Source organism: Leptotrichia buccalis C-1013-b, assembly GCF_000023905.1.
Lineage (GTDB): Bacteria > Fusobacteriota > Fusobacteriia > Fusobacteriales > Leptotrichiaceae > Leptotrichia > Leptotrichia buccalis.
Window position 1 is genome coordinate 827,102 of record NC_013192.1, and the last position, 26,343, is coordinate 853,444.

At 30.6% G+C, this 26,343-nt stretch carries 22 protein-coding genes and 1 riboswitch; of the genes, 13 read left to right on the forward strand and 9 right to left on the reverse strand.

What is annotated here, in order from left to right:
• The first annotated feature begins 3 nt into the window (after positions 1-3).
• Genes LEBU_RS03820 through LEBU_RS03830 form a run of 3 tightly spaced genes read left to right on the forward strand, consistent with a single transcriptional unit; the run spans position 4 to position 3,793 of the window.
• Positions 4-1,779 (forward strand): V-type ATP synthase subunit A, encoded by a 1,776-nt coding sequence (locus tag LEBU_RS03820; protein WP_203415708.1) that lies wholly within the window; start codon positions 4-6, stop codon positions 1,777-1,779.
• Positions 1,772-3,151: a V-type ATP synthase subunit B gene (locus LEBU_RS03825; RefSeq protein ID WP_015769015.1), complete on the forward strand. Its 1,380-nt coding sequence runs from the start codon at positions 1,772-1,774 to the stop codon at positions 3,149-3,151. The genes LEBU_RS03820 and LEBU_RS03825 overlap by 8 nt, the downstream gene beginning before the upstream one ends.
• Positions 3,152-3,154: 3 nt before the next feature.
• Positions 3,155-3,793 (forward strand): V-type ATP synthase subunit D, encoded by a 639-nt coding sequence (locus LEBU_RS03830; protein ID WP_015769016.1) that lies wholly within the window; start codon positions 3,155-3,157, stop codon positions 3,791-3,793.
• A 59-nt stretch (positions 3,794-3,852) separates the two neighbouring features.
• On the opposite strand, the gene metK is transcribed toward LEBU_RS03830, so the two are convergent.
• The 5 genes from metK to LEBU_RS03855 form a co-directional block, all read right to left on the reverse strand.
• A complete protein-coding gene (metK, locus tag LEBU_RS03835; RefSeq protein ID WP_015769017.1) occupies positions 3,853-5,007 on the reverse strand; it encodes a methionine adenosyltransferase in 1,155 nt (384 codons plus the stop codon).
• A gap of 108 nt (positions 5,008-5,115) precedes the next feature.
• Positions 5,116-5,214: riboswitch (SAM riboswitch) on the reverse strand.
• 123 nt (positions 5,215-5,337) lie between these two features.
• The gene (locus tag LEBU_RS03840) at positions 5,338-6,507 is read right to left on the reverse strand and encodes a tetratricopeptide repeat protein (protein WP_015769018.1); all 1,170 of its coding nucleotides are present in this window, start codon (positions 6,505-6,507) and stop codon (positions 5,338-5,340) included.
• Between the two features lie 50 nt (positions 6,508-6,557).
• Positions 6,558-8,204, reverse strand: coding sequence for a phospholipase D family protein (locus LEBU_RS03845; protein WP_238974507.1), 1,647 nt, complete (start codon positions 8,202-8,204; stop codon positions 6,558-6,560).
• Positions 8,205-8,487: 283 nt separating this feature from the next.
• The gene (locus LEBU_RS03850) at positions 8,488-9,861 is read right to left on the reverse strand and encodes an MATE family efflux transporter (protein WP_015769020.1); all 1,374 of its coding nucleotides are present in this window, start codon (positions 9,859-9,861) and stop codon (positions 8,488-8,490) included.
• 46 nt (positions 9,862-9,907) lie between these two features.
• Complete coding sequence (locus LEBU_RS03855) at positions 9,908-10,783, reverse strand: endonuclease/exonuclease/phosphatase family protein (RefSeq protein WP_015769021.1); 876 nt, start codon at positions 10,781-10,783, stop codon at positions 9,908-9,910.
• A 313-nt stretch (positions 10,784-11,096) separates the two neighbouring features.
• On the opposite strand from LEBU_RS03855, the gene pyrB reads away from it, so the two are divergent.
• From pyrB to LEBU_RS03905, 10 genes are all read left to right on the forward strand, one after another.
• Positions 11,097-12,041 carry an aspartate carbamoyltransferase gene (gene pyrB, locus LEBU_RS03860; protein ID WP_041760816.1) on the forward strand — a complete coding sequence of 315 codons (945 nt, stop codon included), beginning with the start codon at positions 11,097-11,099 and terminating at the stop codon, positions 12,039-12,041.
• Between the two features lie 32 nt (positions 12,042-12,073).
• The gene (gene pyrI / locus LEBU_RS03865; RefSeq protein ID WP_015769023.1) at positions 12,074-12,556 is read left to right on the forward strand and encodes an aspartate carbamoyltransferase regulatory subunit; all 483 of its coding nucleotides are present in this window, start codon (positions 12,074-12,076) and stop codon (positions 12,554-12,556) included.
• A gap of 55 nt (positions 12,557-12,611) precedes the next feature.
• The gene (locus tag LEBU_RS03870; protein WP_015769024.1) at positions 12,612-13,010 is read left to right on the forward strand and encodes a hypothetical protein; all 399 of its coding nucleotides are present in this window, start codon (positions 12,612-12,614) and stop codon (positions 13,008-13,010) included.
• A 3-nt stretch (positions 13,011-13,013) separates the two neighbouring features.
• Positions 13,014-13,757: an orotidine-5'-phosphate decarboxylase gene (pyrF, locus tag LEBU_RS03875; RefSeq protein ID WP_015769025.1), complete on the forward strand. Its 744-nt coding sequence runs from the start codon at positions 13,014-13,016 to the stop codon at positions 13,755-13,757.
• 55 nt (positions 13,758-13,812) lie between these two features.
• Positions 13,813-15,087 (forward strand): dihydroorotase, encoded by a 1,275-nt coding sequence (locus LEBU_RS03880; RefSeq protein ID WP_015769026.1) that lies wholly within the window; start codon positions 13,813-13,815, stop codon positions 15,085-15,087.
• A 62-nt stretch (positions 15,088-15,149) separates the two neighbouring features.
• Positions 15,150-15,779: an orotate phosphoribosyltransferase gene (gene pyrE / locus LEBU_RS03885; protein WP_015769027.1), complete on the forward strand. Its 630-nt coding sequence runs from the start codon at positions 15,150-15,152 to the stop codon at positions 15,777-15,779.
• Between the two features lie 51 nt (positions 15,780-15,830).
• On the forward strand, positions 15,831-16,655 hold the full coding sequence (locus LEBU_RS03890; protein WP_015769028.1) for a Cof-type HAD-IIB family hydrolase: 825 nt from the start codon (positions 15,831-15,833) through the stop codon (positions 16,653-16,655).
• A 27-nt stretch (positions 16,656-16,682) separates the two neighbouring features.
• Entirely contained in the window at positions 16,683-17,243 is a 561-nt protein-coding gene (locus tag LEBU_RS03895; RefSeq protein ID WP_015769029.1) for a hypothetical protein, read from the forward strand.
• Positions 17,244-17,280: 37 nt separating this feature from the next.
• Positions 17,281-18,261, forward strand: a complete 981-nt coding sequence (locus tag LEBU_RS03900) for a Gfo/Idh/MocA family protein (RefSeq protein WP_015769030.1) — start codon at positions 17,281-17,283, stop codon at positions 18,259-18,261.
• 12 nt (positions 18,262-18,273) lie between these two features.
• Positions 18,274-20,454, forward strand: coding sequence for an RNA ligase (locus LEBU_RS03905; protein ID WP_015769031.1), 2,181 nt, complete (start codon positions 18,274-18,276; stop codon positions 20,452-20,454).
• A gap of 233 nt (positions 20,455-20,687) precedes the next feature.
• On the opposite strand, the gene LEBU_RS03910 is transcribed toward LEBU_RS03905, so the two are convergent.
• The 4 genes from LEBU_RS03910 to LEBU_RS03925 form a co-directional block, all read right to left on the reverse strand.
• The gene (locus LEBU_RS03910) at positions 20,688-21,227 is read right to left on the reverse strand and encodes a C40 family peptidase (protein WP_015769032.1); all 540 of its coding nucleotides are present in this window, start codon (positions 21,225-21,227) and stop codon (positions 20,688-20,690) included.
• A 132-nt stretch (positions 21,228-21,359) separates the two neighbouring features.
• Positions 21,360-24,245: an autotransporter domain-containing protein gene (locus tag LEBU_RS03915; protein ID WP_015769033.1), complete on the reverse strand. Its 2,886-nt coding sequence runs from the start codon at positions 24,243-24,245 to the stop codon at positions 21,360-21,362.
• Positions 24,246-24,432: 187 nt separating this feature from the next.
• Entirely contained in the window at positions 24,433-25,566 is a 1,134-nt protein-coding gene (locus LEBU_RS03920; RefSeq protein WP_015769034.1) for an N-6 DNA methylase family protein, read from the reverse strand.
• Entirely contained in the window at positions 25,556-26,143 is a 588-nt protein-coding gene (locus LEBU_RS03925) for a restriction endonuclease subunit S (protein WP_015769035.1), read from the reverse strand. Before LEBU_RS03925 ends, LEBU_RS03920 begins: the two co-directional genes overlap by 11 nt.
• Positions 26,144-26,343: the final 200 nt, after the last annotated feature.

The window sequence follows — 26,343 nt, forward strand, 5'->3', positions numbered from 1 at the left end:
TCATTGAAAACAGGAAAAATAATAAAAGTATCTGGACCTCTTGTTGTTGCAGAAGGTATGGAAAATGCCAATGTATATGACGTGGTAAGAGTTTCAGAGAAAAAGTTGATAGGTGAAATTATTGAAATGAGAGGCGACCAGGCTTCTATTCAAGTATATGAAGAAACAGCGGGAATTGGTCCGGGAGAAGAGGTTTTTACAACGGGAGAGCCTTTAAGTGTTGAATTAGGGCCTGGGCTTATTGAAGCGATGTTTGATGGAATTCAGCGTCCACTAAAGGAATATCAGGAAATAGCAGGAGACTTTTTGGATAAAGGGGTAGAAGTAAATCCTTTAAATAGAGATAAAAAATGGGAGTTTGAGCCTGTTTTGTCTACTGGAGCAGAAGTTGAAACTGGAGATATTCTGGGAACTGTTCAGGAAACTTCAGTTGTAAGCCATAAAATTATGGTTCCAGCAGGAATTAAAGGAACTTTGAAAACTATTAAAAGTGGAAGCTACACAGTAGCTGATACAATCGCAGTTATTGAAACAGAAAAAGGTGAATTGATAGAAGTTCAAATGATGCAAAAATGGCCAGTAAGACGTGGAAGAAAATACAAGCAGAAATTAAATCCAGAAGCACCATTGATTACAGGGCAAAGAGTAATTGACACGTTCTTTCCTGTAACTAAAGGTGGAACTGCATGTGTACCAGGACCTTTTGGATCTGGAAAAACCGTTGTGCAGCACCAAATGGCTAAATGGGCAGATGCTGAAATTATAGTGTACGTAGGATGTGGAGAGCGTGGAAATGAGATGACAGACGTTCTTATGGAATTTCCAGAAATAATCGATCCAAAAACAGGACAATCACTAATGAAAAGAACGGTACTTATAGCAAATACTTCAAATATGCCAGTTGCAGCCAGAGAGGCTAGTATTTATACAGGGATTACAATTGCAGAATATTTTAGGGATATGGGATACTCTGTCGCAATAATGGCGGATTCTACTTCAAGATGGGCAGAAGCACTTAGGGAAATGTCTGGACGGCTTGAAGAAATGCCAGGAGATGAAGGATACCCTGCTTATTTAGGTTCAAGAGCCGCTGAATTTTATGAAAGAGCAGGAAAAGTAATCTGTCTTGGAAAAGATGGAAGAGAAGGAGCATTAACAGTTATCGGAGCGGTTTCTCCTCCAGGTGGAGATATTTCAGAGCCAGTTTCTCAGGCTACACTTCGTATTGTTAAGGTATTCTGGGGATTAGATGCCAATCTAGCATATAGACGTCATTTCCCAGCAATTAACTGGTTAAATTCATACTCATTGTATCAAGGAAAAGTGGATAACTGGATGGATCAAAATGTAGGGACTAAATTTTCTAAAAATAGAGCACGTGCAATTTCATTATTACAAGAAGAAAATAGTCTACAGGAAATTGTTAGACTGGTTGGTAAGGATACTTTGTCAGAAAAAGATCAGCTTAAACTGGAAATTGCAAAATCAATAAGAGAAGATTACTTGCAGCAAAATGCGTTTATGGAGTCAGATACTTATACTTCACTTGAAAAACAGGATAAAATGCTTGATATAGTATTGAAATTCTATGATGAGGGATTAAGAGGACTTGAAAATGGAGCTTATTTAAATGAAATTATCGCAATGCCTGTAAGAGAAAGAATTGCAAGAGCAAAATATTTACCTGAGGCAGAGTTAGGAAAAATTGAAGAAATAGCAAAAGAATTGGAAAAAGAAATTGATGAACTTGTAAATAAAGGAGGTGTAGCAAATGCTTAAAGAATACAAAACTATCAAGGAAATAGTAGGACCATTGATGGTTGTTGAAGGTGTTGAAGGAATAAAATATGAGGAACTTGTTGAAATTGAAACACAAAATGGTGAGCTTCGTCGTGGGCGTGTACTTGAAGTAAATGGCGATAAGGCAGTAGTACAACTATTTGAGAATTCAGCTGGAATTAATTTAAAGGATTCAAAAGTAAGATTTTTGGGCAGACCTTTGTCGCTTGGAGTATCAGAAGATATGATAGGGCGTGTATTTGATGGATTGGGACGACCAAAAGATAATGGACCAAAAATAATTCCTGAAAAGACATTGGATATAAATGGAACGGCTATAAATCCAGTTGCACGTGATTATCCGTCAGAATTTATTCAAACAGGAGTTTCTGCGATTGACGGCTTGAATACTCTTGTTAGAGGGCAAAAATTACCAATTTTCTCTGGTTCAGGGCTTCCACATGCAGAACTAGCACTTCAAATTGCAAGACAGGCAAAAGTTTTGGGAACAGATTCAAAATTTGCGGTAGTATTTGGAGCGATTGGAATTACATTTGAAGAAGCTCAGACGTTTACGGAAGACTTTATAAAAACTGGAGCAATAGATAGGGCAGTATTGTTTATGAATTTGGCTAACGATCCTGCAATTGAGCGTCTGTCTACACCAAAAATGGCACTTACTTGTGCAGAATACTTGGCATTTGAAAAAGGAATGCATGTACTTGTAATTTTGACTGACTTGACTAATTATTGTGAAGCATTAAGGGAAGTTTCGGCAGCAAGAAAAGAAGTTCCTGGAAGAAGAGGATATCCTGGATACTTGTATACTGACTTATCTACAATTTATGAAAGAGCAGGAAGAATTAAAGGGCGTGAAGGATCAATTACGCAAATACCTATTTTAACAATGCCAGAAGATGATAAGACACATCCAATTCCAGATTTGACGGGATATATTACAGAGGGGCAAATAATCTTGTCAAGAGATTTATACAAACAGAATTTAATGCCTCCAATTAATGTTTTACCATCACTTTCAAGATTGAAGGATAAAGGGATTGGAAAAGGAAAAACTAGAGAAGATCATGCAGATACAATGAACCAATTATTTGCAGCTTATGCAACAGGTAAGGAAGCAAAGGAACTGGCTGTAATTCTAGGAGAATCAGCATTATCTGAAACTGATAAAGCGTTTGTTAAATTTACAACTGCATTTGAGGAACAGTATGTAGCTCAAGGGTTTGATAATAACAGAACTATTGAAGACACTTTAAATTTAGGATGGGATTTACTAAAAATATTACCAAGAACAGAGTTGAAAAGAATTAGAGACGAATATTTGGAAAAATATTTGCCTGCAGGAGATGAATAGACTATGGCAAGATTAAATGTAAATCCTACAAGAATGGAGCTGAGCCGTTTAAAGATACGTCTAAAAACTGCTAAAAGTGGACATAAACTGTTAAAGGACAAACAGGATGAACTTATGCGTCAATTTATAATCTTGATAAAGCAAAATAGAAAATTGCGTGTAGAAGTGGAAGGCAAATTACAAAATTCATTTAAGGATTTTTTGCTTGCAAGAGGGGTAATGTCTGATGAAATGCTGGAAAATGCTATCGCATATTCAGAAGATAAACTTTTAGCAAATATAAAAACTAAAAATGTAATGAGCGTAATTGTGCCAACAATGACTTTTAATAGAGATATGGAAAATGCAGAAGTATCTTATCCTTATGGATATGCTCAAACATCTGCTGATTTGGATGATGCTGTTGATGGCTTGAATCGAGTAATGAAAGACTTGCTGGAACTGGCAGAAATCGAAAAGGCATGTCAGCTTATGGCAGATGAAGTGGAAAAAACAAGACGGCGTGTAAACGCATTGGAATATATGACAATTCCACAGCTTGAAGAAACAATCCGTTATATTCAGATGAAACTTGATGAAAATGAAAGATCAAGTATCACAAGGCTTATGAAAGTTAAGGATATGATGGCTGAAAAAGCATAAAAAATCAAATTTGAGAATGAAATAAAATAAAAAAGCCGTGATGAGCGGCTTTTTAGTTTCTATTTTTCCAATTCTTTTTTTAATCCTTCAACTTTATCCAGCTTTTCCCAAGGTAAATCAATATCAGTTCTTCCAATATGTCCAAATGCAGCTAAATCCTGATATCTGAATGAAGGTTTTCTCAAGTTTAGAGATTTTTGAATTCCATTTGGTGTCAAGTCAAATAATTTTGCAACAGCTTCTTCGATTCTTGTTTCTTCAACTGTTCCAGTTCCAAATGTTTCTACACGAATTGATACAGGTTCTACAACACCGATTGCATACGATAATTGAACTTCACATTTTGTAGCAAATCCTGCTGCAACAATATTTTTGGCAATCCATCTTGCTGCATAAGCTGCTGATCTGTCAACTTTTGATGGGTCTTTTCCAGAAAACGCTCCACCACCATGTCTAAAATACCCTCCATAAGTGTCAATTATAATTTTTCTTCCAGTTAATCCAGAATCTCCGTGAGGACCTCCGATTACAAATCTTCCTGTTGGATTAATATGGAATTTTCTCACATTTTCAATATTCAAATCATATTTTTCTAACACAGGTTTTATTACAAGCTCTTTTAGATCCTTTTCAATTTGTTCGTTTGTAACATCTTCATTATGCTGCACAGACAAAACAACTGTGTCAACATTCAATAATTTTCCATTTTCGTCATAAGCCAATGTAACTTGAGCCTTCGCATCTGGTCTTGCCCAAGCAAGTGTTCCATTTCTTGTGATTTCAGTTAATTTTTGAATAATTCCACGTGATAATACAAGTGCTAAAGGCATTAATTCTTCGGTTTCATTAACTGCCCCTCCAAACATAATACCTTGATCTCCAGCTCCGCCTGTATCAACTCCCATTGAAATATCAGGCGATTGAGAATGAATAGTATTTAACACACCACAATCAGAATCAAATCCCATTCCAGGTCTATATCCAATTTCTGAAATTTTATCTCTTACTATTTTTTGTACATCTACATAAGTTTTAGTAGTAATTTCTCCTCCAACAACTACAAGTCCAGTAGTTGCAAATGTTTCACATGCCACTCTTGAATTTTCATCATCTGCAAGGCAAGCATCTAATATTGAATCTGAAATTTGATCACAGATTTTATCTGGATGTCCTGGTGATACAAATTCTGATGTAAAATAAATTTTTTTAGTCATTTTATTTCCTCCTAATTTTTCTACTAGTTCTTGTTTAGTTATTTATTATATCTTAAACTATACGATGTTAGTAATAAAAAACTCTTCCTGCTAGGAAGAGAATAAAAATTCTTATCTTCGCATTCACATGCCGGAATTAGCACCTTGTTAATACAGGTTGCTGGATACTCAAAACGGGCCGGTCCCTAGTATCACTCTTGATAAGTTGATATTAAATTGTTTCTGATTTTAAGATATATATTTAACATTATTTTAAAAATAAGTTTAATAATTTAATAACTTAACGCAAAAATAGTATATACTATTTTTTTTAAAATGTCAATATTAAAATTATTTATATTCTTCTTGTTTTCTTTTCATAATATCATCAACACTTTGAGACTTTTCTTGCTGTTTTTTTTCGATTTTTTGTCTTTCTGCAATTTTTGCTTCTTCTTCAGCTTTATTTTTGCTTCTAACACTGTTCAGAGTGCTTTCTGTTAAACTCGGAGAAGAATTATTGTTTCTTAGAATAGTATTGCTTTTTGCCTGTTGTTTATCATTGTTTCTTTTTTCATTAATAACGCCACCTTTTTCAATTCTTTCAACAGCGGCAGCAGCATTTTTGTCTCCATTTTTAGCGGCAATTTTGTACCATTTTAGAGCTTCTGCCATATTATTTTGCTGATGATAAGATATTGCGATTGGCATAGCCATTGCCTTATTTCCTGAATTATATGACTTTACTAGATATGGACGTGATTCTGACTGTTTTCCACCATCATATAAAATCGCTCCAATTTCGTAATTGGCTTCTTTTACACCACGATTTGCAGCTTTTTGAAACCATTTTACAGCGTCGTTATTATTTTTTAATTGTTTATTCAAAAGTGCTATACGAACATCAGCTTCTTTTATTCCTGCGTTATAAGCCTTTTCAAATTCAGCTCTTGCTTCACTATATCGTTTGGCTCTAATTAAGTCTACTCCTCTATTATACGCTTCCGCACCGGGTCTCATTTTTATTTGTCTCATTTGCATTTGTTGTCTTCCTGTTGTTGTTGCAGTTCTTGGAAGTTTTGCCATCATTTTTTCAGCTTCAGCTGTATTTCCTTCTTGTTTTAGAATTACAGCAAGGTTATAAATTGCTTCAGGATAGTTTTTATCTACACCATATTGCAAAATTTGTTTTACTTTATTTAAATTTTTCATATTGTAATAAAGTTGTGCAAGTGACATAATTGCCTCTTTATCTCCATTTTGAGCTTTTGTAAGCGCTTCTGACACTTTTAGAGGGTCAATTTGGTTGTCAATTAGATTTTGTTGTTCTTCTGGTGTTAAATTTTGTATATTGGGATTTCCTTGAGCTTGTCCTCCAAGGTTAAAAATATCTGTATTAATTGTTTTTTGCTCTTGTTGTGTTTGAGTGTCATTTTTAGTATCTTTTTTCTTTTTAAAACAAGAAACTGACATCATCCCAATAGCTAAAATTACTACTACAAACATTGCTTTTCTTTTCATTTGTTGTTAATCCTCTCTTTAATAATCTTTATTTTAGTAAGTTTTTTTATTTAAAATGATCCTAACTGTGTTGCATCTAGTATTTTGTACATAAAATCTGTACTGGATTTTGTGGTTGGCTCATCATCAAAATTTATTGTAAACAAACCATCCTTATTTTCCCATAATCTGTCAAAATACGAATAAATATCTTTTGTTAATTTTGAATCTTCATTTGTTAGAATTCTAAAATTAGCATCCATTATATAACCGCGTATGTTTTTTTTGATTAAATTTGCAGAACCTGCGTGTATTATAACATTTCCGTCTGTTTTTTTTATTAGTGTTATCTTTGTGTGATATTGTTCATTATTGGTAAAATACCACTTAATTTCTATTTTATTTTTAGTTTTTTTCTTCAATTTTTTAGAAACAGGTTTATTTGGAAGCCCATTGGTACTCATTCCAAAAGCATCCCGGCTTCTATCAAAGATGATACGTATTTTTACTCCACGATTTGCAGCCTTTATCAGCCTGTTTATAATTCCTTTATCGGCAAGAAAATACATCCCCATAAGAATTTCATCACCAGCTTTTGCATTGTCAATATCTTTATTTAAATGTTCTCCAATTTTTGCTTCTGTCACAAACTGCAACTGATATTTGTTATTTTCATCATCAAATTTAGTTATAGTATCTCCATTTTTCAAATTATTTTCATTTTTAGAAGAATTTTCCCTATTTAAATCTGAATTTTTGTCGGGAAGCTCTCCAGTTTTAGAAAATCTTTCAGTTTCTGCTTCTACAAATTTAACTTTTTCTTTTTCAATTTCCTTTACTTGCTGTTCAATTTTGGTTTCATTATTATGAGAATTTTTTTCTTGATTTTCCTCATTTTTACTTAAGTTTCCAAAATCTATGTTTTTATTATTTTTTTCAACAGCATTGCTGGAAATATCAATTTTGCCGTTTGAAAAATTAGCTACTAGCTGTAATCCTCGTAAAACTTCATCTTTTATTTCACCATCTGCTGATATTGCTATATTTTCGTGAAAATAACTTTGGTCATGGATATTTGCACTAGAAACCATAACATTTTCTTCATTTAGAAATATTTTTCTATGATCTGCTTTTACATTTAATGCTCTTAATAAATTTCTTAATGTTAGTTTTGGCCACATTGGACCATAAAAATTACCAATCCATCCTTTATTCTGTGGATTTCCCGAAGGTTTTATCAATGTTCTCCAGATTGGCGAATACCAAGGGAATGTGTCCTTTAATTTGAAAATATCAACTAATATAATATCAATTCCAGCATTTTTCATTTGTGTAATGAAAGGATGTTCAAATGCGCCATATAAATTGTTATTTTCATCCAGCAGAACATATACTTTTAAATTTGGATTTTCCATTTTCTTTTTAACAAGTCGCCTTGTGTATTCTTTCGCAAATGCAGGATAACTTTCCTTATCTTTATTATAAATGTCATTAAACAAAAACATTTCTACAATCAAGTAGTCTTTTGCCTCATCTACAATTTTATAGCTTGCATCCCAAATTTGTCTATCGTAATGAATATTCCCATTTTTGTCAAGATATGTTAAATCATAGTGAAACTCGACATTGTTACTGCTTTTTAAAGGGCTTTCGTAATCGACTCCTAATGGAGGTGTCTTTATTGTTGAACAGGAAATATTTAATATTAGGATACTCATTATGAGATTTCTTTTGTTTATAATTTTGCTTTTAAAATTCATTTATCAATATTACCTTTCTATAACTGCTAGCTGTAAAAACTTATTAATTTAAAAAGTTAAATTAATTTATATTGCCATATTCTCTCATATATTTCCAGTAATATATTATTTAATTTGGTTTGAGAATTATTAGTTAATCATATTAATTTGATGTTTACTGTCTATTATTAGAAAGTTTTACAGTAAAATCACTTTAAAATTAGATATAAAAGTTATACGTTATTTAATATAAAAAATTCTCTTAGTTTACCAGATTATTTATCCATTTTTTACTTTTTAATCTTTTTAAGCATGGAATTATTTTTATAACTTCATCACTGCAGGAAATTAAATACACAAATGCTACTGGCAATCCTAAATGCAGTCCAGCAAAAAATGTGATTGGAATTGCGATAAACCAGAGGGGTATTAAATCTACAAACATTGTCCAAAGTGTATCTCCTCCTGAACGTAGTATTCCAACTAATAATTGCAAACTTATTGCCTTTATGAAAATTACAAATACTTCTGCTGCTATAATTTCTCGCGTTAATGGGTAAATTCGTGGATTGACTTTCATCAGTGTTAATAATAGCGGGCTGAAAAGGAATACAAAAATTCCAATAAGGATTCCGCAAATAATAGCTACTTTTATAAGAATTATTGAATAATCGTAGGCTTTTTCTTCTCTCCCTGCTCCAATTTCATTTCCAATTATAGCCGCTGTTGCACTTGAAAGACCAAATAATAACGTTAATACAAGGCTGCTTATAGATTTTACAATTTGAACAGAGGCTGCAAAATCGGTTCCCATTCTTCCAAAAATTACAACGTACATGCTTGCTCCCAGTACCCATAGTATTTCGTGAATAAATACAGGAAGTGATATTTTCATAACTTTTATAAAAAAGTCTAAAGATAAATCAAATAATTCATTTATTTTTCCAGCAATTGGTAATTTTAACTTGTAAATTATAAAAATAATATAGCCTGTGCTTATAATTCTTGCGATAACAGTAGCAATTGCTGCTCCACGTACTCCCATTGCAGGAAATCCAAAATGTCCAAAAATTAGTGTATAATTTATAGTGGCATTTATTAAAAGTCCGATGAAACTTGAATAAAAGGAATATTTTGTTTTTCCAATTGCACGAAGTTCCATATTAAAGGCAAATCCAATTCCTATGAGTGGATAAGTCCAAGCTACAATTTTTAAATATTCTGCCCCTATCTTTATAACTTTTTTATCTTTCGTAAATATTGAAATTACTAGTTCTGGCGTGAATAGTCCAGCAAACAGGAATAAAAGTGAAAATAAAAATCCTATAATTATCGTTATTCCAAGACATTTTTTCAAATTTTTATAATCTTTATTTCCAAAATACTGTGCCGCTAAAATTCCACCACCGCTATTCATTCCAAAAAGTGATGTCATAAAAATCATAAACATCTGATTTGCAAATCCCAGTCCCGCAACTGCAACAGTTCCTAGCCCAAGTGCCACATTTTCAGTTCCAACCATAAACATGTCAATAAAGTTCATAAGCGCATAAATCATATTTTCTATCGCTACAGGGAGTCCAATAGTAAGCACTTTCTTATAAACCAGTTTTTTATCTAAATTTTTCTTTTCCATTAATCCCCTTTCTAAAAAATAAATTATCTGCCGATTTTTAAAATATTCAATCCAAATCTTCTGTTATCGAGTATTCTGAAAAAATTGGCAAATGGTCTGATACATATTTTTTTATTATAGCATAATTATTATTTTTTATAAAGTTATAAACGCCAGAATTTCCAGTAAATTCTTTTGTCTTTTTTGAATTGATAAAAAAGTTGTCGTATGAGCTTACCAGTTTATTGTCTGAAAGTGTTGTTAAATTCTCATTTGGCTCTAAAATATAGGAAACGTTGTATTTATCAGAAAGATTTTTAAATGCCATATTGTCTGCTGCTGTATTAAAATCCCCTGCGATAATTATATCATCTTCATCAGTTAGTTTTGAAAAATATTCATAAACATTCACATAATTTGCCGCTTCCAGCAATCTCTGCTTTTCCTTGTCTCCAAAAACTGAATGGGCGATTATATAGACAAAGTCAAAATTTCCCGCCTTAAAATAAGCTCCATAAGGTTCACGCATAAACTCATTTTCATCTTTTTCTTTATAAAATCCAAGTCCTTTCGCTTCTAAAAATTTATCACGCCTATAAATAAAAGCATAATACTCCCTGTAATTTTCACTTCCAACAGAGTCTTCTGAAATTATATAATCCCATTTTTCTTTCGTTAATTTTTGTAAATGTGCCTGAACCTTTTTCACCCCTTTTTCATTCATAACTTCTTCCAGCCCAATCAAGTCAAAATTTGCCAGAATTTTTGAAAATGCCTTATAATCCTTCTGCTTTTCTCCAAGCCGAAGAGCATTAAATGATGCAATAATTATTGTTTTATCATTTTTTTCAATTTGAGAAAAGTCTGTTTCAATATTTTCTTTTGTACATGCAAAAATCAAACAAAAAAGTAATGCTAAAATTTTCATTTTTAAATTTTTCATAATATTCCCCCATTTTATTATTTATTTTTAATTATACCAAAAAATATTGCAATATTCTATATATTTTTAATTTTTTTTTAATAAAATATAATAATCATTTAGAATTTTTATATAACACCTGAAATGAAATAAAAGTTTGCAAATGCCATTAAAATTTGTTATCATAAATTTAAGAAAAATATAGTAATTCTAGTTTAAAACGAGAGTAGAAAGTTAGGATGTTATCTACAACCAATCCATTGTTTTTGTATATTTTTACTCTTATTTTTAAATGGATTGACTATAAATATTAAAATTCAAGGGAGAGATAGTGGTGGAAAATATTATTTCTATGAATGATATGGGAAAAGATGAAATTCTTGATATTTTAGAACTGGCAAGAAAAATTGAAAATTGTTCGGAAGAGGAGAAATTAGAGTTTTTGCATGGAAAAATTATTTCAACTTTATTCTTTGAGCCAAGTACACGTACTAAAATGTCATTTGAATCTGCCGCAATGCGACTTGGGGCAAATATCCTGTCATTACCGCCTGTGAGTCAGTCATCTGTAAAAAAAGGGGAATCTTTTACGGATACGATAAAAATGGTGGAAGCGTATTCAGATGTGATTGTTGTGCGTCATCCATTTGACGGCGCGGCACGACTTGCTTCAGAAACATCAAAAAAACCTGTTATTAATGCGGGAGATGGCTCTAATCAGCATCCTAGCCAGACATTGCTTGATTTGTATACAATTCTGGAGGAAAAAGGTACGCTTGAGAATTTACAAATTGCATTTGTTGGAGACTTGAAGTATGGAAGGACAGTTCATTCGCTGGTAAAGGCACTTACACATTTTAATCCAACGATTTATTTTGTAGCGCCACAAATCTTGCAAATGCCTGATTATTTACTGGAAGATTTGAGAAAACATAATATAAAATATGAAATTCTGGAGGATTTTAGAGGCTGTCTTGATAAAATTGATGTTTTTTATATGACTAGAATTCAGAAAGAGAGATTTCCAGATGTTGAAGACTATGAGAAAGTGAAGGGAATTTACGTTATAAATCGTGAAAATATTGAAAAAAAATGTAAGGACGATATGATAATTTTACATCCTTTGCCAAGAGTTGATGAAATTGACAAAAATTTGGACAATACAAAATATGCTTTATATTTCAAGCAAGCTAAAAATGGGATTCCTGTGAGGCAGGCAATGATGATGACTGTTTTAAAAAAGGATAAGGAATTTTTTTCTGTAAATTTATTATTTTAGAATAGAAAATTATATTTGGAAAGGAAAAGATTATGTCTGAAGGAAGAGAATTACTGATACGGGCAATAAAAAATGGAATTGTAATAGACCATATCCCGTCAGAAAAAGTTTTTGCAATCGTGGAAATCTTAAAATTAAAAGAATACAGTGAAAGAATAACAGTTGCAACAAATATGCCAAGCAGCTCACTTGGAAGAAAAGGGATTATAAAAATTGAAGAAAAAATACTTGAAGAAAAAGAGTTGAATAATATTTCACTGCTTGCTCCAAATGTTACAATAAATATTATTGACAATTATGAAGTTGTAGAAAAATCAAAATTAGATAAATTGGATAAAGTTATCGGACTTATGAAATGTGATAATCCAAAATGTATTTCAAATCACGAAAATATTGAAACAAAATTTATCCGCGTAGAAGAAGATTTAAATGAAAATAATTTGGAAGAAAAAACAAAATATAAATGCTTTTATTGCGAAAAAATAATTTTGGAAGATGAAATACAAATTCAATAAATTTGTTTAGTAACTTAATTTCAAATTTTTGAATTAAAGAGAGGAGAAAAATTAAATGCCTAAAATTCTAATAGAATCAAAAATGCTTGAAAATAATAAAAATGGTGTATTAAAATTAAGAATAAATAACGAAAGAGTGGAAGAATTAAAAAATGTAAAAAATGAAGTTGATCTTGATTATGGTGAGCAGACATTGCAGGTATATAACAGTTTTTTTACAAAAACACCAAAAAAAGTTATAAATGTGGAATCAGCTGATCAAAAATATAAGATTACACTTCACTATAAAGCATGGGGAATCACAACTTTTTTACACCTTGTAATGATGGTATTGATTGCTGTTTTTAAATCGAATCCACTTTTTACAGTATTCCCGATAGTTGCAATAGAATTTCTGTTTCTGATTTTTATAGGAGCGTTTGAAATAAGAGAAGTTAAAAGAAAGGATAGTTAAAAAATGGCTAAAATTGATGAAAAAGCAAAAGAGCGAATATTTGTTGCATTGGATTATAATAATATGGAAGATGCAAAAAGGCTAGTGAAAGAACTGGGAGATAATATTTCTATGTACAAAGTTGGACTGGAAAGCTATCTTAATACAGATGGAAAATTAGTTGATTACTTGCATGAAAAAGGAAAGAAAGTATTTTTAGACTTGAAGTTTCACGATATTACAAATACTGTGAAAATGGCTTGTGCGAATGCTATTAAAAAAAATGTGTTTATGTTTAATATCCATTGCTCAAATGGAAGTAAAACTATGAGGGAAGTTGCTGAATTAGTTAAGGAAAGTAAATCAGAAAGTCTTTTAATTGGAGTTACGATTTTGACAAACTTGGGAGAAAATGATATTTTTGAAATGTTTAAAAGTAAACTAAAATTGGAGGAAATTGTTTTAAATCTTGCTACACTTGCTAGAAACAGCGGAATGCATGGAATTGTATGTTCGCCACAGGAGGCAAAAGATGTGAAAGAGAAATTAGGGAAGGATTTTGTGACAGTTTGTCCAGGAGTACGTCCTAAATTTACATTAAATGCTGATGGGAAAAGTGATGATGACCAGACACGGATTATGACACCAGCAGACGCGATAAGACAGGGAGTGGATTTTCTTGTAGTTGGGCGTCCAATAACTAAGGCTGAAAATCCTGTGGAAAGTGCGAAATTGATTTTGGAGGAAATTTCTGAGGTTTTAATTTAAGAAAAATATTAAAAATAATTATAAATTGTAAAAATAGTGAAATTGGAGAATAAAAATGGAAAAAAAAGAAATTATTATTCTAAAAAATGGAACAGACGTTTTTGGACATAAAATTGAAATTTTGATAAATGGAGAAATTATTGAAAAAATTTCTGAAAACATTGATGTAAAAGAATTTGAAAGTAAAGATAATGTGAGAATTATTGATGTTAATCAGAAATTGATAATGCCAGGAGTTATTGATGTTCACACACATATGAGAGAGCCTGGAATTACGTATAAGGAAGATTTTGGAACAGGTTCACGTGCTTGTGCAAAAGCTGGAGTTACAACTTTTTATGATATGCCAAATACAATTCCGACAACTGCAACATTGGAAAGTTTGCAGGAAAAGAAAAAATTGGCAAGTGAGAAGTCCATTATAAATTTTGGACTGCATTTTGGTGGGAGTAAAAATGATAATGTTGAGGAAATAAAAAAAGTTTTGAAAAATAGTGAAGCGAATACAGTAAAAATTTTTATGAATGTTACGACTGGAGAAATGCTTATTGAAGATAATGAAATTTTGAAGAAAGTCTTTGAAAATTCTAAATTAGTACTAGTTCACGCAGAGCATGAAATGATTGACAAAGCAATAGAACTCAATAAAAATTATGGAAAAGGACTTTATGTATGCCATATCCCATCGGCAGAAGAATTGAAAAAAGTTATAAATGCTAAAAAAGATGGAAATCTGAATACAGAAAAACATCCAGTTTATGCAGAAGTTACGCCGCATCATTTGTTTTTAAATACTGAAATTCGAGAAAGTACAGAGCGAAACAAAATGCTTTTGAGAATGAAGCCTGAATTAAGAGAAAAATCTGACAATGAATTTTTGTGGGAAGCTATAAATCGTGGAGAAGTAGATACAATTGGGACTGATCACGCACCGCATTTAATCAAAGAAAAATTGGAAAAAGTTACTTTTGGTATGCCGGGAGTTGAAACTTCGCTTGCTCTTATGATAAATGCCTATAATAAAGGAAAAATTTCACTTGAAATGATTCAAAAGTTAATGTGTGAAAATCCTGCTAAGATAATGAAAATTTTAAAAAGAGGAAAACTGCAGGAAGGGTATTTTGCAGATATAATAGTTGTAGATACTAAGAAAGAATGGATTGTTGGTATAGATGACACGATTGAGTCAAAATGTGGATGGACTCCTTATGAAAATTGGAAATTAAAAGGAAAAAATATAATGACAATTGTAAATGGGAAAATTGTTTATGAAAATGGGAAAATTCAGGAAAATGTGAAAAATGGGAAAGAAATTGAATTTTATAATTAAATTTGAAAATTAAATTATAAAGAATAAAAATCAAAATTTGAAAGATGAAAGGAAATAAAATTATGACTAATTTAACATTAGAAGAAAAAGTAGCAAAGGCATTATTTGATGTAAAAGCAGTGAAAATTAACGTAGGAGAGCCGTTTACATTTGCTTCTGGAATAAAAAGCCCTATTTACTGTGATAACCGTTATGTTTTAGGTTTTTCTAAAGAGAGAGACACAATTGTAGAAGCATTTGTGGAAAGAATTGATAAAGATGTGGATGTAATTGTGGGAGTGGCTACAGCAGGAATTCCTTGGGCCTCATTTATCGCCGACAGAATGAAAAAGCCACTTGCATATGTAAGAAATAAACCTAAAGACCATGGTGCTGGAAAACAAATTGAAGGTGCAGAAGTTAAAGGGAAAAAAGTTGTTGTAATTGAGGATTTAATTACAACAGGAAAGAGTAGCCTTATAGCAGTTGATGTACTGCAAAAGGAAGAAGTAAGGGAACTGGAAGTAAAATCAATTTTTTCTTACGGATTTGACAGCGCAAAAGAAAATTATGCGAAATATAACTGCAAGTTCAGTTCGCTTTCAAATTTTGATGTTTTAATAAGATTATTAGCACAAACTGATTATTTGACACAAAATGAAGCGGGAATTGCTTTGGAATGGAGTAAAAATCCTGAAAAATGGGGAAAATAAAGTATACTAATATTGTAATTTTAATCAGAATGAAGAAAGGAAGAAAAAAGTATGATAAAATTAATTGCAATTGATATGGATGGAACTTTGTTAAATGAGAAAAAGCACATTGAAAAAGCACAAAAGGAAGCAATTCACGAAGCAATAGAAGCTGGTATAAAGATTGTATTGTGTACAGGCAGACCTTTATATGGGATTTTACCGTTTTATAAAGAACTTGGGTTGCAAGAACTGGATCAGGAGGGATATGTTATTTTAAATAATGGATGTTCAGTTCATAAAACAAAAGACTGGGAACTGATAGAATGTGCAGAGATTACACCTGACGATATGGAACATTTATATAAATTTTCTGAAAAATATGACATAAACTTTACATTAGTTGATGAAACGCATTATTTTAACATTGGTAGAAAACCAACTAAAGAGCTTATTATGGACGCTCAGTTTGTATTTTCGGACATTACAGATATAACTTTGGAAGAAGCGAAAAGTGGGAAATATAAAATAGTCAAAGTTATGTTTTTAGGAGATCCAGAAGAAATGAAAAAATTTCAGACAGAATATGAAGATATGATAAAAGAGAGATACGAAGGCGTATTAAGTCAGTCTTATGTTTATGAAGTATTGCCAAAAGGCTATAATAAAGGAACTGGATTAAAGAATTTAGCAGAAAAACTGGGAATAAAGCAGGAAGAAGTAATGGCAATAGGTGATGGAAATAACGATGTTGAAATGCTTGAATATGCAAATTATGGGGTTGCAATGGGAAATGCTTCCAAATTAGCAAGAAACGCCGCTAAATATACAACTGACACTAATGAAAATGATGGAGTGGCAAAGGCAATTAGAAAATATGCTTTAAATAAATTATAATTATTATATAAAAGGAGATGTGGTGTCATGAAAAAAATGATGTTGAAATTTACGCTGACAGTATTATGTTTTTTTACGTTTAATGTTGCTGTAACCGCTGCCATTAAGGAAAATCCATTAATTCAGGAAATAATAAGGGAAAAGGAAAATACAGACAAGGAAAAACTAACTGTTAAAACAGAAACTCGACGTATTGATGGTGGTGCAGAAGAAATTAACTATTATTATAACGGAAATGAATTAAAAAAAATAGTTAATATCAATGATTATAATAATGTAGTTATAGCTGATGCAACTAATGAGATAGAATACTATATAAAAAATGGAAAGGTATATTTCATATATGATAAATTTACAGTAATAGAATACGGAGAACCGATAATTGATGATAAAACTGGAGAAGAAGAATATCCAGTAATTGATGAATCGATTAGAGAGAAAAAATATTATCTGGATTTTAAGGGGAAACTTATAAGATATGTAGATGAAGATGGAAAAATTCATGAAAATGATTCAAAAATGAAAGAAGATTATGAAAATTTTAAAATAAATATGAGTGATAAATTGAAAAAATATTTAAAAAATTAAGAAATAACTATAGCTGATTTAAAAGGAGAATGAAGTTATGGAAAAAGAATTAAAATGGGCAGTTTTAGGAACAGGAGTAATTGCAAATGAAATGGCGCAGGCACTTCAAAAAATGGGGAAAAAATTATATGCTGTGGCAAACAGAACTTATGATAAAGCTGTAGAATTTTCTGAAAAATATGGTGCAGAAAAAGTTTATGAAAAAATAGACGATATGTTTACTGATAAGAAAAGTGATATAATTTATATTACAACTCCACATAATACACATATAAAATTTATGCTCGAAGCATTAAAAAATGGGAAACATGTGCTTTGTGAAAAATCAATTACTTTAAATAGTGAAGAGCTGGAAAAAGCAGTAAAAATTGCAAAAGAAAAAAATCTTATTCTTGGTGAAGCAATGACAATCTTTAATATGCCGCTTTACACAAAATTATCAGATATAGTAAATTCAGGTAAGTTAGGCGATGTAAAAATGATTCAGGTTAATTTTGGAAGTTATAAGGAATATGACATGAATAACAGATTCTTTAACAGAAATTTAGCTGGAGGAGCATTACTTGATATAGGTGTTTATGCAATTTCAATCACAAGATTATTTATGACTTCAAAACCTGATAATGTCCTATCTCAAGTAAAATATGCTCCAACTGGCGTAGATGAGCAAGTGGGAATAATTATGATGAATAAGGAACAGCAAATGTCAACAATTGCTCTGACACTTCATTCAAAACAGCCAAAAAGAGTTGTAATTGCTTGTGAAAAAGCATACATTGAAGTTCTTGAATACCCGAGAGCTGATAAAGCTAAAATTGTTTATACAGAAACAGGAGAAATAGAAGAAATCGAAGAAGGAATAACAGCAAATGCACTTCAGTATGAAATGCAAAATATGGAAAAATCTGTAAAATCTGGAATTAATCAAATGAAATTAGAATACACAAGAGATGTAATGGATATTATGACAAATTTACGAAAAGAATGGGGAATGACTTATCCTGAAGAAGAAAAATAAAAAGGAGAAAAAATGAGAACATTATTACTGCTACGTGGAACAGTCGGAAGTGGGAAAAGTACCTTTATCAAGAAAAATAATTTGGAACCATACACTCTTGAAGCTGATAAGTTTAGACTTTTAATTTCTAATCCTAAATTGACAAAATTTGGAGATTTTGAGATTTCGCAGAAAAATGACAGGCTGGCTTGGGAAATGCTTTTTAACTGTCTGGAAGAAAGAATGAAAAAGGGAGAATTTACAGTTGTTGATGCGACACATGCTACAAAAAGGGCAATGAACTCCTACAAGGCTCTTGCAGACAAGTATAAATATACAATTTATTATTACCAGCTTGATACGCCACTTGAAGAGTGTATTAAAAATAATAAAAAGAGAGAAAGCTATAAGCAGGTTGATGAAAATGTTATAAGTCGAATGTTTAGGAATATTCAGAATGAAAAACTTTCAGGAAGTTTTAAAAGAATTTTTGACATAAATGAGATTATAAACTTTTATGTTGCTGATGTAACAGGAAAATATGATAAAGTTCGAATAATTGGGGATATTCATTCGTGCTTTACAGCGATTTCTGAAATTGTGAAGGATTTTGATAAAAATACCTTGTATGTATTTTTAGGAGATTTTTTGGATAGAGGAATTGAACATAAACAGACACTTTTGTTAATGCTGGATTTATATAAAAAGGAAAATGTTATAATGATTGAAGGAAATCACGAAATTCATCTCGAAAATTTTGCCAATGACTTTAAAATTAACTCAAAGGAATTTTTAAATGTAACTTTGCCAGCAATTTTGGAAAATGAAAAAAATATTGATAGTTTTAAAAGGGAAATTCGTAAATTTTATAAGAAATTAAGACAATGTTATGCCTTTAAATTTCACAATCATAAAATTCTTTGTATACATGCAGGACTGTCTTTTGTGCCGAACTTGGCACTTGTATCGACTAACGAAATGATAAACGGCGTTGGAAGCTTTGAAACAGAAATTGGAGAACTTTATGAAGAAAATTATTTGAAAGGTAAATGTCAGGATTTTGTGCAGGTTCATGGGCATAGAGGTGTAAATTCGACTGAACATTCAATTTGTCTGGAAGGAGAAGTTGAGTATGGTGGAGAACTGAAATACTTGGATGTAATGCCAGATAAAATTTTGCAAAAATCAGTTATAAACACTGTTTACGATAGAGATTATTTGCAACACGAACTGGAAAAGGCAAAAGAAAACAAGCAGATAAATTTGACAACCGATGAAGATGTGAATAAATTGATTGTAAGTAAACTAATCAGCGTTAAAAAGACAAAACCGAACTTGTATTCATTAAATTTTGGTAGAAACGTGTTTCGGAAAAAATTGTGGAATGACTCGACAATTAAGGCACGTGGACTTTTTGTGGATGCAGAAACTGGAAAAGTGAAAATAAGAAGCTATAACAAATTCTTTAATTATGGCGAAAATAAATATTCTACGAGAGAATATATTGAAAACAACATAGTTTACCCAGTTACAGCCTACGAAAAATACAACGGATTCTTAGGAATACTTTCAGTTATTGATGAAAAATTTGTATTTGCAACAAAAAGTGTAACAAATGGAACACACGTCAAATATTTTGAAACTCTTTTTGAAAAAGCAAGTGAAAGAATGAAAAATAAGCTTTTTAGAATTTGTAGCGAAAATGATGTCTCCATAGTGTTTGAGGCTGTTTCAGATGAAGATAGGCACATAGTTGATTATTTTGGAAAGGAACATCTTTTTATTCTGGATGTTATTGACAACACTTTATTTATAAACGGTGTGCATGTGGATAATAATTTTAGTAAAAAATTTTTAAAAGAGCTGAATTTTGATGATAATGTTATTAAAATGAAAAAAGAAATCAAAAAATGCAATGACTTTGACGAAATAATTGACTTGATGGAAAATTATGATAATTTTGAAAATGCTGAAGGTATTGTATTTTGTGCTGAAAATGGATTTATGTTTAAATACAAGGCAAGACATTACAGTTTGTGGAAAAAACGGCGTGGAATACTGGAATTTTATAGAAAAGATTTCAACAGATCAAAACTTACTGGAAGATATAAGGACGAGCACCAGTTTATTGAATGGCTTACTGAACTTGATAATGATAAAGTTGAAAATGCTCATATTATTGACTTAATGAATGAATATGAGAATCTAAAATAAAAAAATAAATTTCAAAAATGTATCAAAAAAACTGGACAATAAAAATTGAAAAGTTTAGGGATACATTTTTTATTTTTTAAACAAAAAGGAGAAATATTTTACCAAAAGATAAAATATAACTCCTTGTTCCAAAGTTTTTTATTACAAAATCATTTAAATTTTGTGTTTTTTCTTGTCTATACAAGATTTTTTATGTAAAGAATATATTTATTTTATAAGAAATAGTTTATAGTTTAACTAAATGGATTAATTGCCCATCTAAATGTCTTGTTGTAATAGTTACTGTCTAAACTAGAAACTGTTACTCTTTTACTTCCAGAAGAAGCATGAATAAACTGTCTATTTCCCATATAAATACCTACGTGAGAAATACGACCTTTTCCAGTTGTTTCAAAAAATACCAAATCACCTTTCGTCATATTCATTGATGAAATTCTTGGTTTAAATGTTGCTTGTGAACTTGAAACTCTCGGTAAGTTTACATCAGCAGCTTTTTTGAATACATAACCAACGAAGCCTGAACAATCAAATGTGTTAGGTCCAGTTGCTCCCCAAACATATGGTGATCCTAGTTTTGTTTGTGCAAAAGAAATAATTTGATCTCTTACAGCTGTAGAAGAAGTTCCACTACTTTTCACCTCTTGTTTTGGTTTTGAAACAACAGACAAATCTATATTTTTATTACTATAATGACTTCTGATTGTACTTTGTAAATCTGCAAAAGATACTGCAGAAATGATCATAGCTCCAGCTAGCATCAATATTTTTTTCATTATAACCTCCAATCTACCTTTGAACTTTGGTAAATATATTATAACAACTGTTACTTTTATTGCTATTTTAAAAAAATTAATTTTTAATTAAAAAAATTGATGCTTTTTTTGATGTTGCTTATATTTTTAGGTTTAAAATTCAAATCTTATACCTGTTGTAATCATGTGATTATCAGCTTTTGATTTATCAGTAGAGTGTTTGTAGTCATAATTTGCATACCAGCTTGCTCCGTTTTTAATTTCTGTATTCACTCCAATTCCCGCGTTAATTTTGTTTCTTGAATAATTTATTCCTTTTACTTTAAATTTGGCATCAGGTGCAAAATTGTATGAGGCTTCAAAATCCAGATTCTTTTTATTGAGTCCTTGAGTATAGCCTGTATATCCAGTAATATCTGTCTTTCCAAAAGTTTTTACTGTTTTAATACCGATTGATGCATAAGGCATATTATAACTTTTTTTATCAGCCTTCATTCCAAAGTTAGTGTTTTCTTCAGAGAATTTTCCACGTGTAACTTTGTCCATACCTAATGCGGCATAAGGAGTTACAGCAAAATCTCCTTCTTTATTTTTAATATCGTATCCCGTTTCAAAATATCCTGAAATTATGTTATCATTATGACTTACTTTAGAATGTTCGATATAATTATTATTAACAATAATATCCCGTTCTACTCGACTATCAGCAAATCCAATTCCAGCACGTCCTGCAATATATGAATTTCCTAAATTTTGCCGTCCATAAAGCGATAAACCTGTCATATCAGCTTTTGACTGTCCATTATATCTATTAAATTTAACTTTTCCCTTGCTGTAATCTGCAGAAATTCCTAAAATTGCATCAGGGCTAATTTTCATATCGAAACCGATTTGTCCGCCTTTTACAGATGTATTACCTTTAGCAAATCCATCTTTTTTAATATTCCCTTTTGAAAAAATTCCACTTGTCCAAAAACCAAATTTTTTATCCAAATTTTCCATACTTTTACTTAACATTGAGATTCTATTTGAAAGATTCTTGTTTACTGTTTCACTTTGTTCAAAAGTTAAAGCTTGTGCCGATGCATAAATTTGACCAGACATACTGTCAAGAGTATTTAAATTTAATGTTTGAAGTTTGGAACCAAGTATTCCTGCTTCTTTTTTTCCGCTTTCATAATTTTTGTCAACATTTTCCAATGCAGTTTCAATTTGTCTTGCAGTATTTAGTTGTTCTGTATCGGAATTTAAGGATTTTGCATATTCAATTGTATCAGTTCTTGAAATATTTGCTGATAAATTTTCAGTTTTGATTTTGTTGACTGTCATAAGTCCATTATCACTTTTTATTTCAGAATTACCTGTAACGTTTCCTGTAATTATATCAATATTTTTACCATTTTTTGTTAAATATTCACCATTGTTATTTGTGACTGTTACTATTCCGTTTACTTCAGCATTTGTTGCTTTTAAGTTTGCATTGATATCAGAATACATTTTAGATTCATTTGTCATTACAACATTATTTGCTATTGAGTTTCCATTGTTTATAAATGTACCATCATTTTGAATATTATTTATAGTTGAACTGGAAACTTCAACGATGGCTTCTTTTCCTATGGAAAGTGTGCTTGGAGAATTCATTCTTTTGATTTTCAAGTATACATTGTTTCCAACGTTTGTTTCACCTGTATAAGTAGCAGCTCCATTTAATATAAGAGTCCCTGATCCACGAAGTACTAATCCAGCATCTCCTGAAATATCATTATCAAATTCATATGGTTTTGATCTGCCGTCAAGAGTGATGTAGACATCGTCTCCAAGCGCAAGTCTTTTATCAAATAATGCAGGTCCTTTTAAAGCCTTGTCAATATTCAAGAATCCCCATCCGTAAACATCATCCACTCCAACATCTCCGATATCAGTTGCAGTTGAAAGGATAGTCTGTCTTAAGAGGTCACCAGTCATAAAAGGATATTTTTCCTTAATAAGAGCAGCTGTCGCTGTAACACGTGGTGCTGCAAATGAGGTTCCAGAACGAACACGTCTTGATCCGTCAACTTCTATGTAATAATCAGCAATAGTAGTTACAGTCCAGTTTTTAGCCCCTGCAGCTCCTGCAAAAGGCTTAAAATTACTAAAATTAAAGTTTCCTTTTTGTTCAGATGTTTTTGAAGTTAGACCGTTTACATTAATCCACCCTTCTTCTAACTCAGGCAACCAATATGGAAGCGTGGCTCTAAGAAGAGAAGTATTGTATTCTTCATTTCCAGCAGAAAAGACAAATAAGCTCCCATTAGCGACAGCAGTTTTATAAAAATCTAGTGTACTTCTGCTAAGCTGACTTTCATAAAAATCATCTCCTTTATCAGAGTAAGTTTCGTATTCTGCTCCAAATGAATTATTAAAGATTCTTACGCCTTTGTCATACAGTTTTTGGTACAAATCAGTTGTAACGTTAAGTTTGTCAGTATCTTCATTATCTGTTCCATCAATAACATACATATCGGCATCAGGTGCAATTCCTTCTTTTCCCGCTATAAGGCTTGTTACCATATAGCCATGATCTTCATCACCAGAATTTCGTGAACTGTAAACTCTTGTTATATTTTTTACTTCACGGTATAAATCATCATAATAATCTCCAGTAAATCCAGTATCTATTACACCAACCTTAACATTGTAACCTGTATAATATCTTTCTGAATTATTTTGTGGATTATTGCTATTGTAACTAAAATTCCCATTCCATTTTATATTTCCGTAATAGTTGAATTTACTGTTTTCGCCTCCATCAACATCTGATAGTCTTCGACGATAAGGAATGTTATAGTTATCATTATCAGCTGCTATAATTTCTCCATTAAAAGTGTTATAAGATGGTTTAGGAGGAGCTGGATTCGGAGTGTTTGAATTACCAGTATTTGTATTTGGAGGTGTTGGGGTTGGATTGTTTGAAGAATTTCCTCCACCTCCACCTCCGCCACCGCAAGCTACAAGTGAAAACAACGAAATTAGAATAAATGTAATTTTTTTCATCTTTTTATCTCCTTATTTTTTATTTGTACAGTAATTGAGTTTCTGTTTTCTTTTAATAAGATTATACGATATATTTTTTATAGTGTCAAGACTTTGAATAAAAATATTTTCATCAAACACGAAAACAGTAAATGATTTACTTCGATTTAAACTGTGTAGAATAAAATAAGGCTGCTTAAACAGCCTTTTAATTAATTTCTTCCAAATACTTGTTTATTAAATTATCACATTCATTACTGCTTTTTTTCATCAAGTCAAAACTGTTAATTTTTTTTTGTTTTAATTTTTCCAAATCAACTTTTTCCTTTGTTTTAAAAACATAATTTAAGATATCTAAATTACATCCTTTATTTAAGATGGTTTCATTTGGTATTGATCTTGAAATACCATTTATTTCTTCTCTTTTTTCAAAAATTTCTGACAGATCCTTAAGATTTTCTATTTTTATCTTTTCACTTCCTTTTTCAAAAAAATGTTGAGATTGAATAAAGAAGATATTGTTTTTATTAATTTTTTCTTCATTAAATATTATTATCTGATTTTTTAGGATACCATTAAGAGGCATGGAAATTATACTTTCTATTTTATCCATTTTTATAATTTCTTCTAATTCATGAGCTTTTAATGAATAGATGGCTTCCTTTTCTACGATACCTTTTTTTGTATTTTTTATTAAATCGTATATCAGTTTATCAGAATGTGTGTCCTTTGTTATGATTACTGCAGATTTGTTTTCTGTTTTTAAATTTGCCATAGAAGATAAGAGTTTAATAATGACATTTTTTTCAGTATTATTTATTTTTTCATTATAAAAATTATTTTCTTCAAAAAAATCAATATTGTATAGGATTTCATCATCCTGAATGCCCAAAAGCAATAAGACTAGTTGATTAATACTGCTGTCATGCATAATAGACAGATTTATTATGTTATCTGTATAATTTTTCGCTATTTTTATATATCTTCCTCTTAAAATATCAAGTTTTAGTTCCATTTCCATTTCTTCTAAACATTCGATGTACTCATCTTTGCTTGGATGACTGATAATCATATCATATGTTTCTTTAAATATTCCCAGTTTATCTGACGCTATTTTTACATTTTCCAAATACGAAGTTTCTAAGTTATATTCAAATCCTAAATAATTTAAATATTCCAAAAATAGATAATTATCGTCTCTTAAATTTTCCAATTCTTCATAAACAACTTTACTTACAGAAACGGCATATAACAATAGCGATATTTTAAAAAACTCTATTTTTTTAGAATTTTTTTTGTCTTCTAATTCTTCTTCTATAAGTTTAAAAAATTTATTTTTCATTTATTCTCACCTGATTCTTTTCAAGAACTTTTTCTTCAATATATTTTTTCTTGATTTTTAGATAGTCTATTGTATTCTTTTCTTCATTTTCAAAACTCGTTATTATCTCTACCATTTTATCCTGAACTTCCCTTTCAGGCAGATCTATATCCAGTTCGACAATATCAGATTTATTTACTGCTCTGACTGCACTCATTGTCTTGTATTTTTTTTCAAAATAGAGTAATAATAATTCTGTTTTTAAAAGCCATTGAAGATATTTGGGATTTATTTTTTCGTTAGCTCTTAAAATAAAATAGAGTGTGGCAGGCAGAACATTTTCATAATCCTGATCTACATAGACAACTTCTATTTTACTCCCTTTTGCCTGAAATAGCACATCGTTTTTTTTCACAAAATATTTATCAGCTATCTTATTTTTTCCATTTTTGTATCTTTCTGGAACTTCTGCATTGTCAAAATTTTCTATTTTTCCATTATTTACCATTGTCGGATTTAATAAAAGATAGCCAGTTTTTATATCAGCTGTTTTTACGTTTAACGGTGCTATAATATCTACATTGTCTCCTAATTTCATTTTCCCTGCTCCTTTTCTATAATTTTATTTATTAAATATATTATACCATAAAAAAAAACAGAATACCATATAATAATTCTTTTTTATTTGTATAAAATATGTTAATTAGGAAAAATTATAAATAAAATTAGAATACTGTAAAAGAATGTTAATTTATATTTGAATTAAATTTTTAAAATTTGAAAAATAAGTAATCTAAA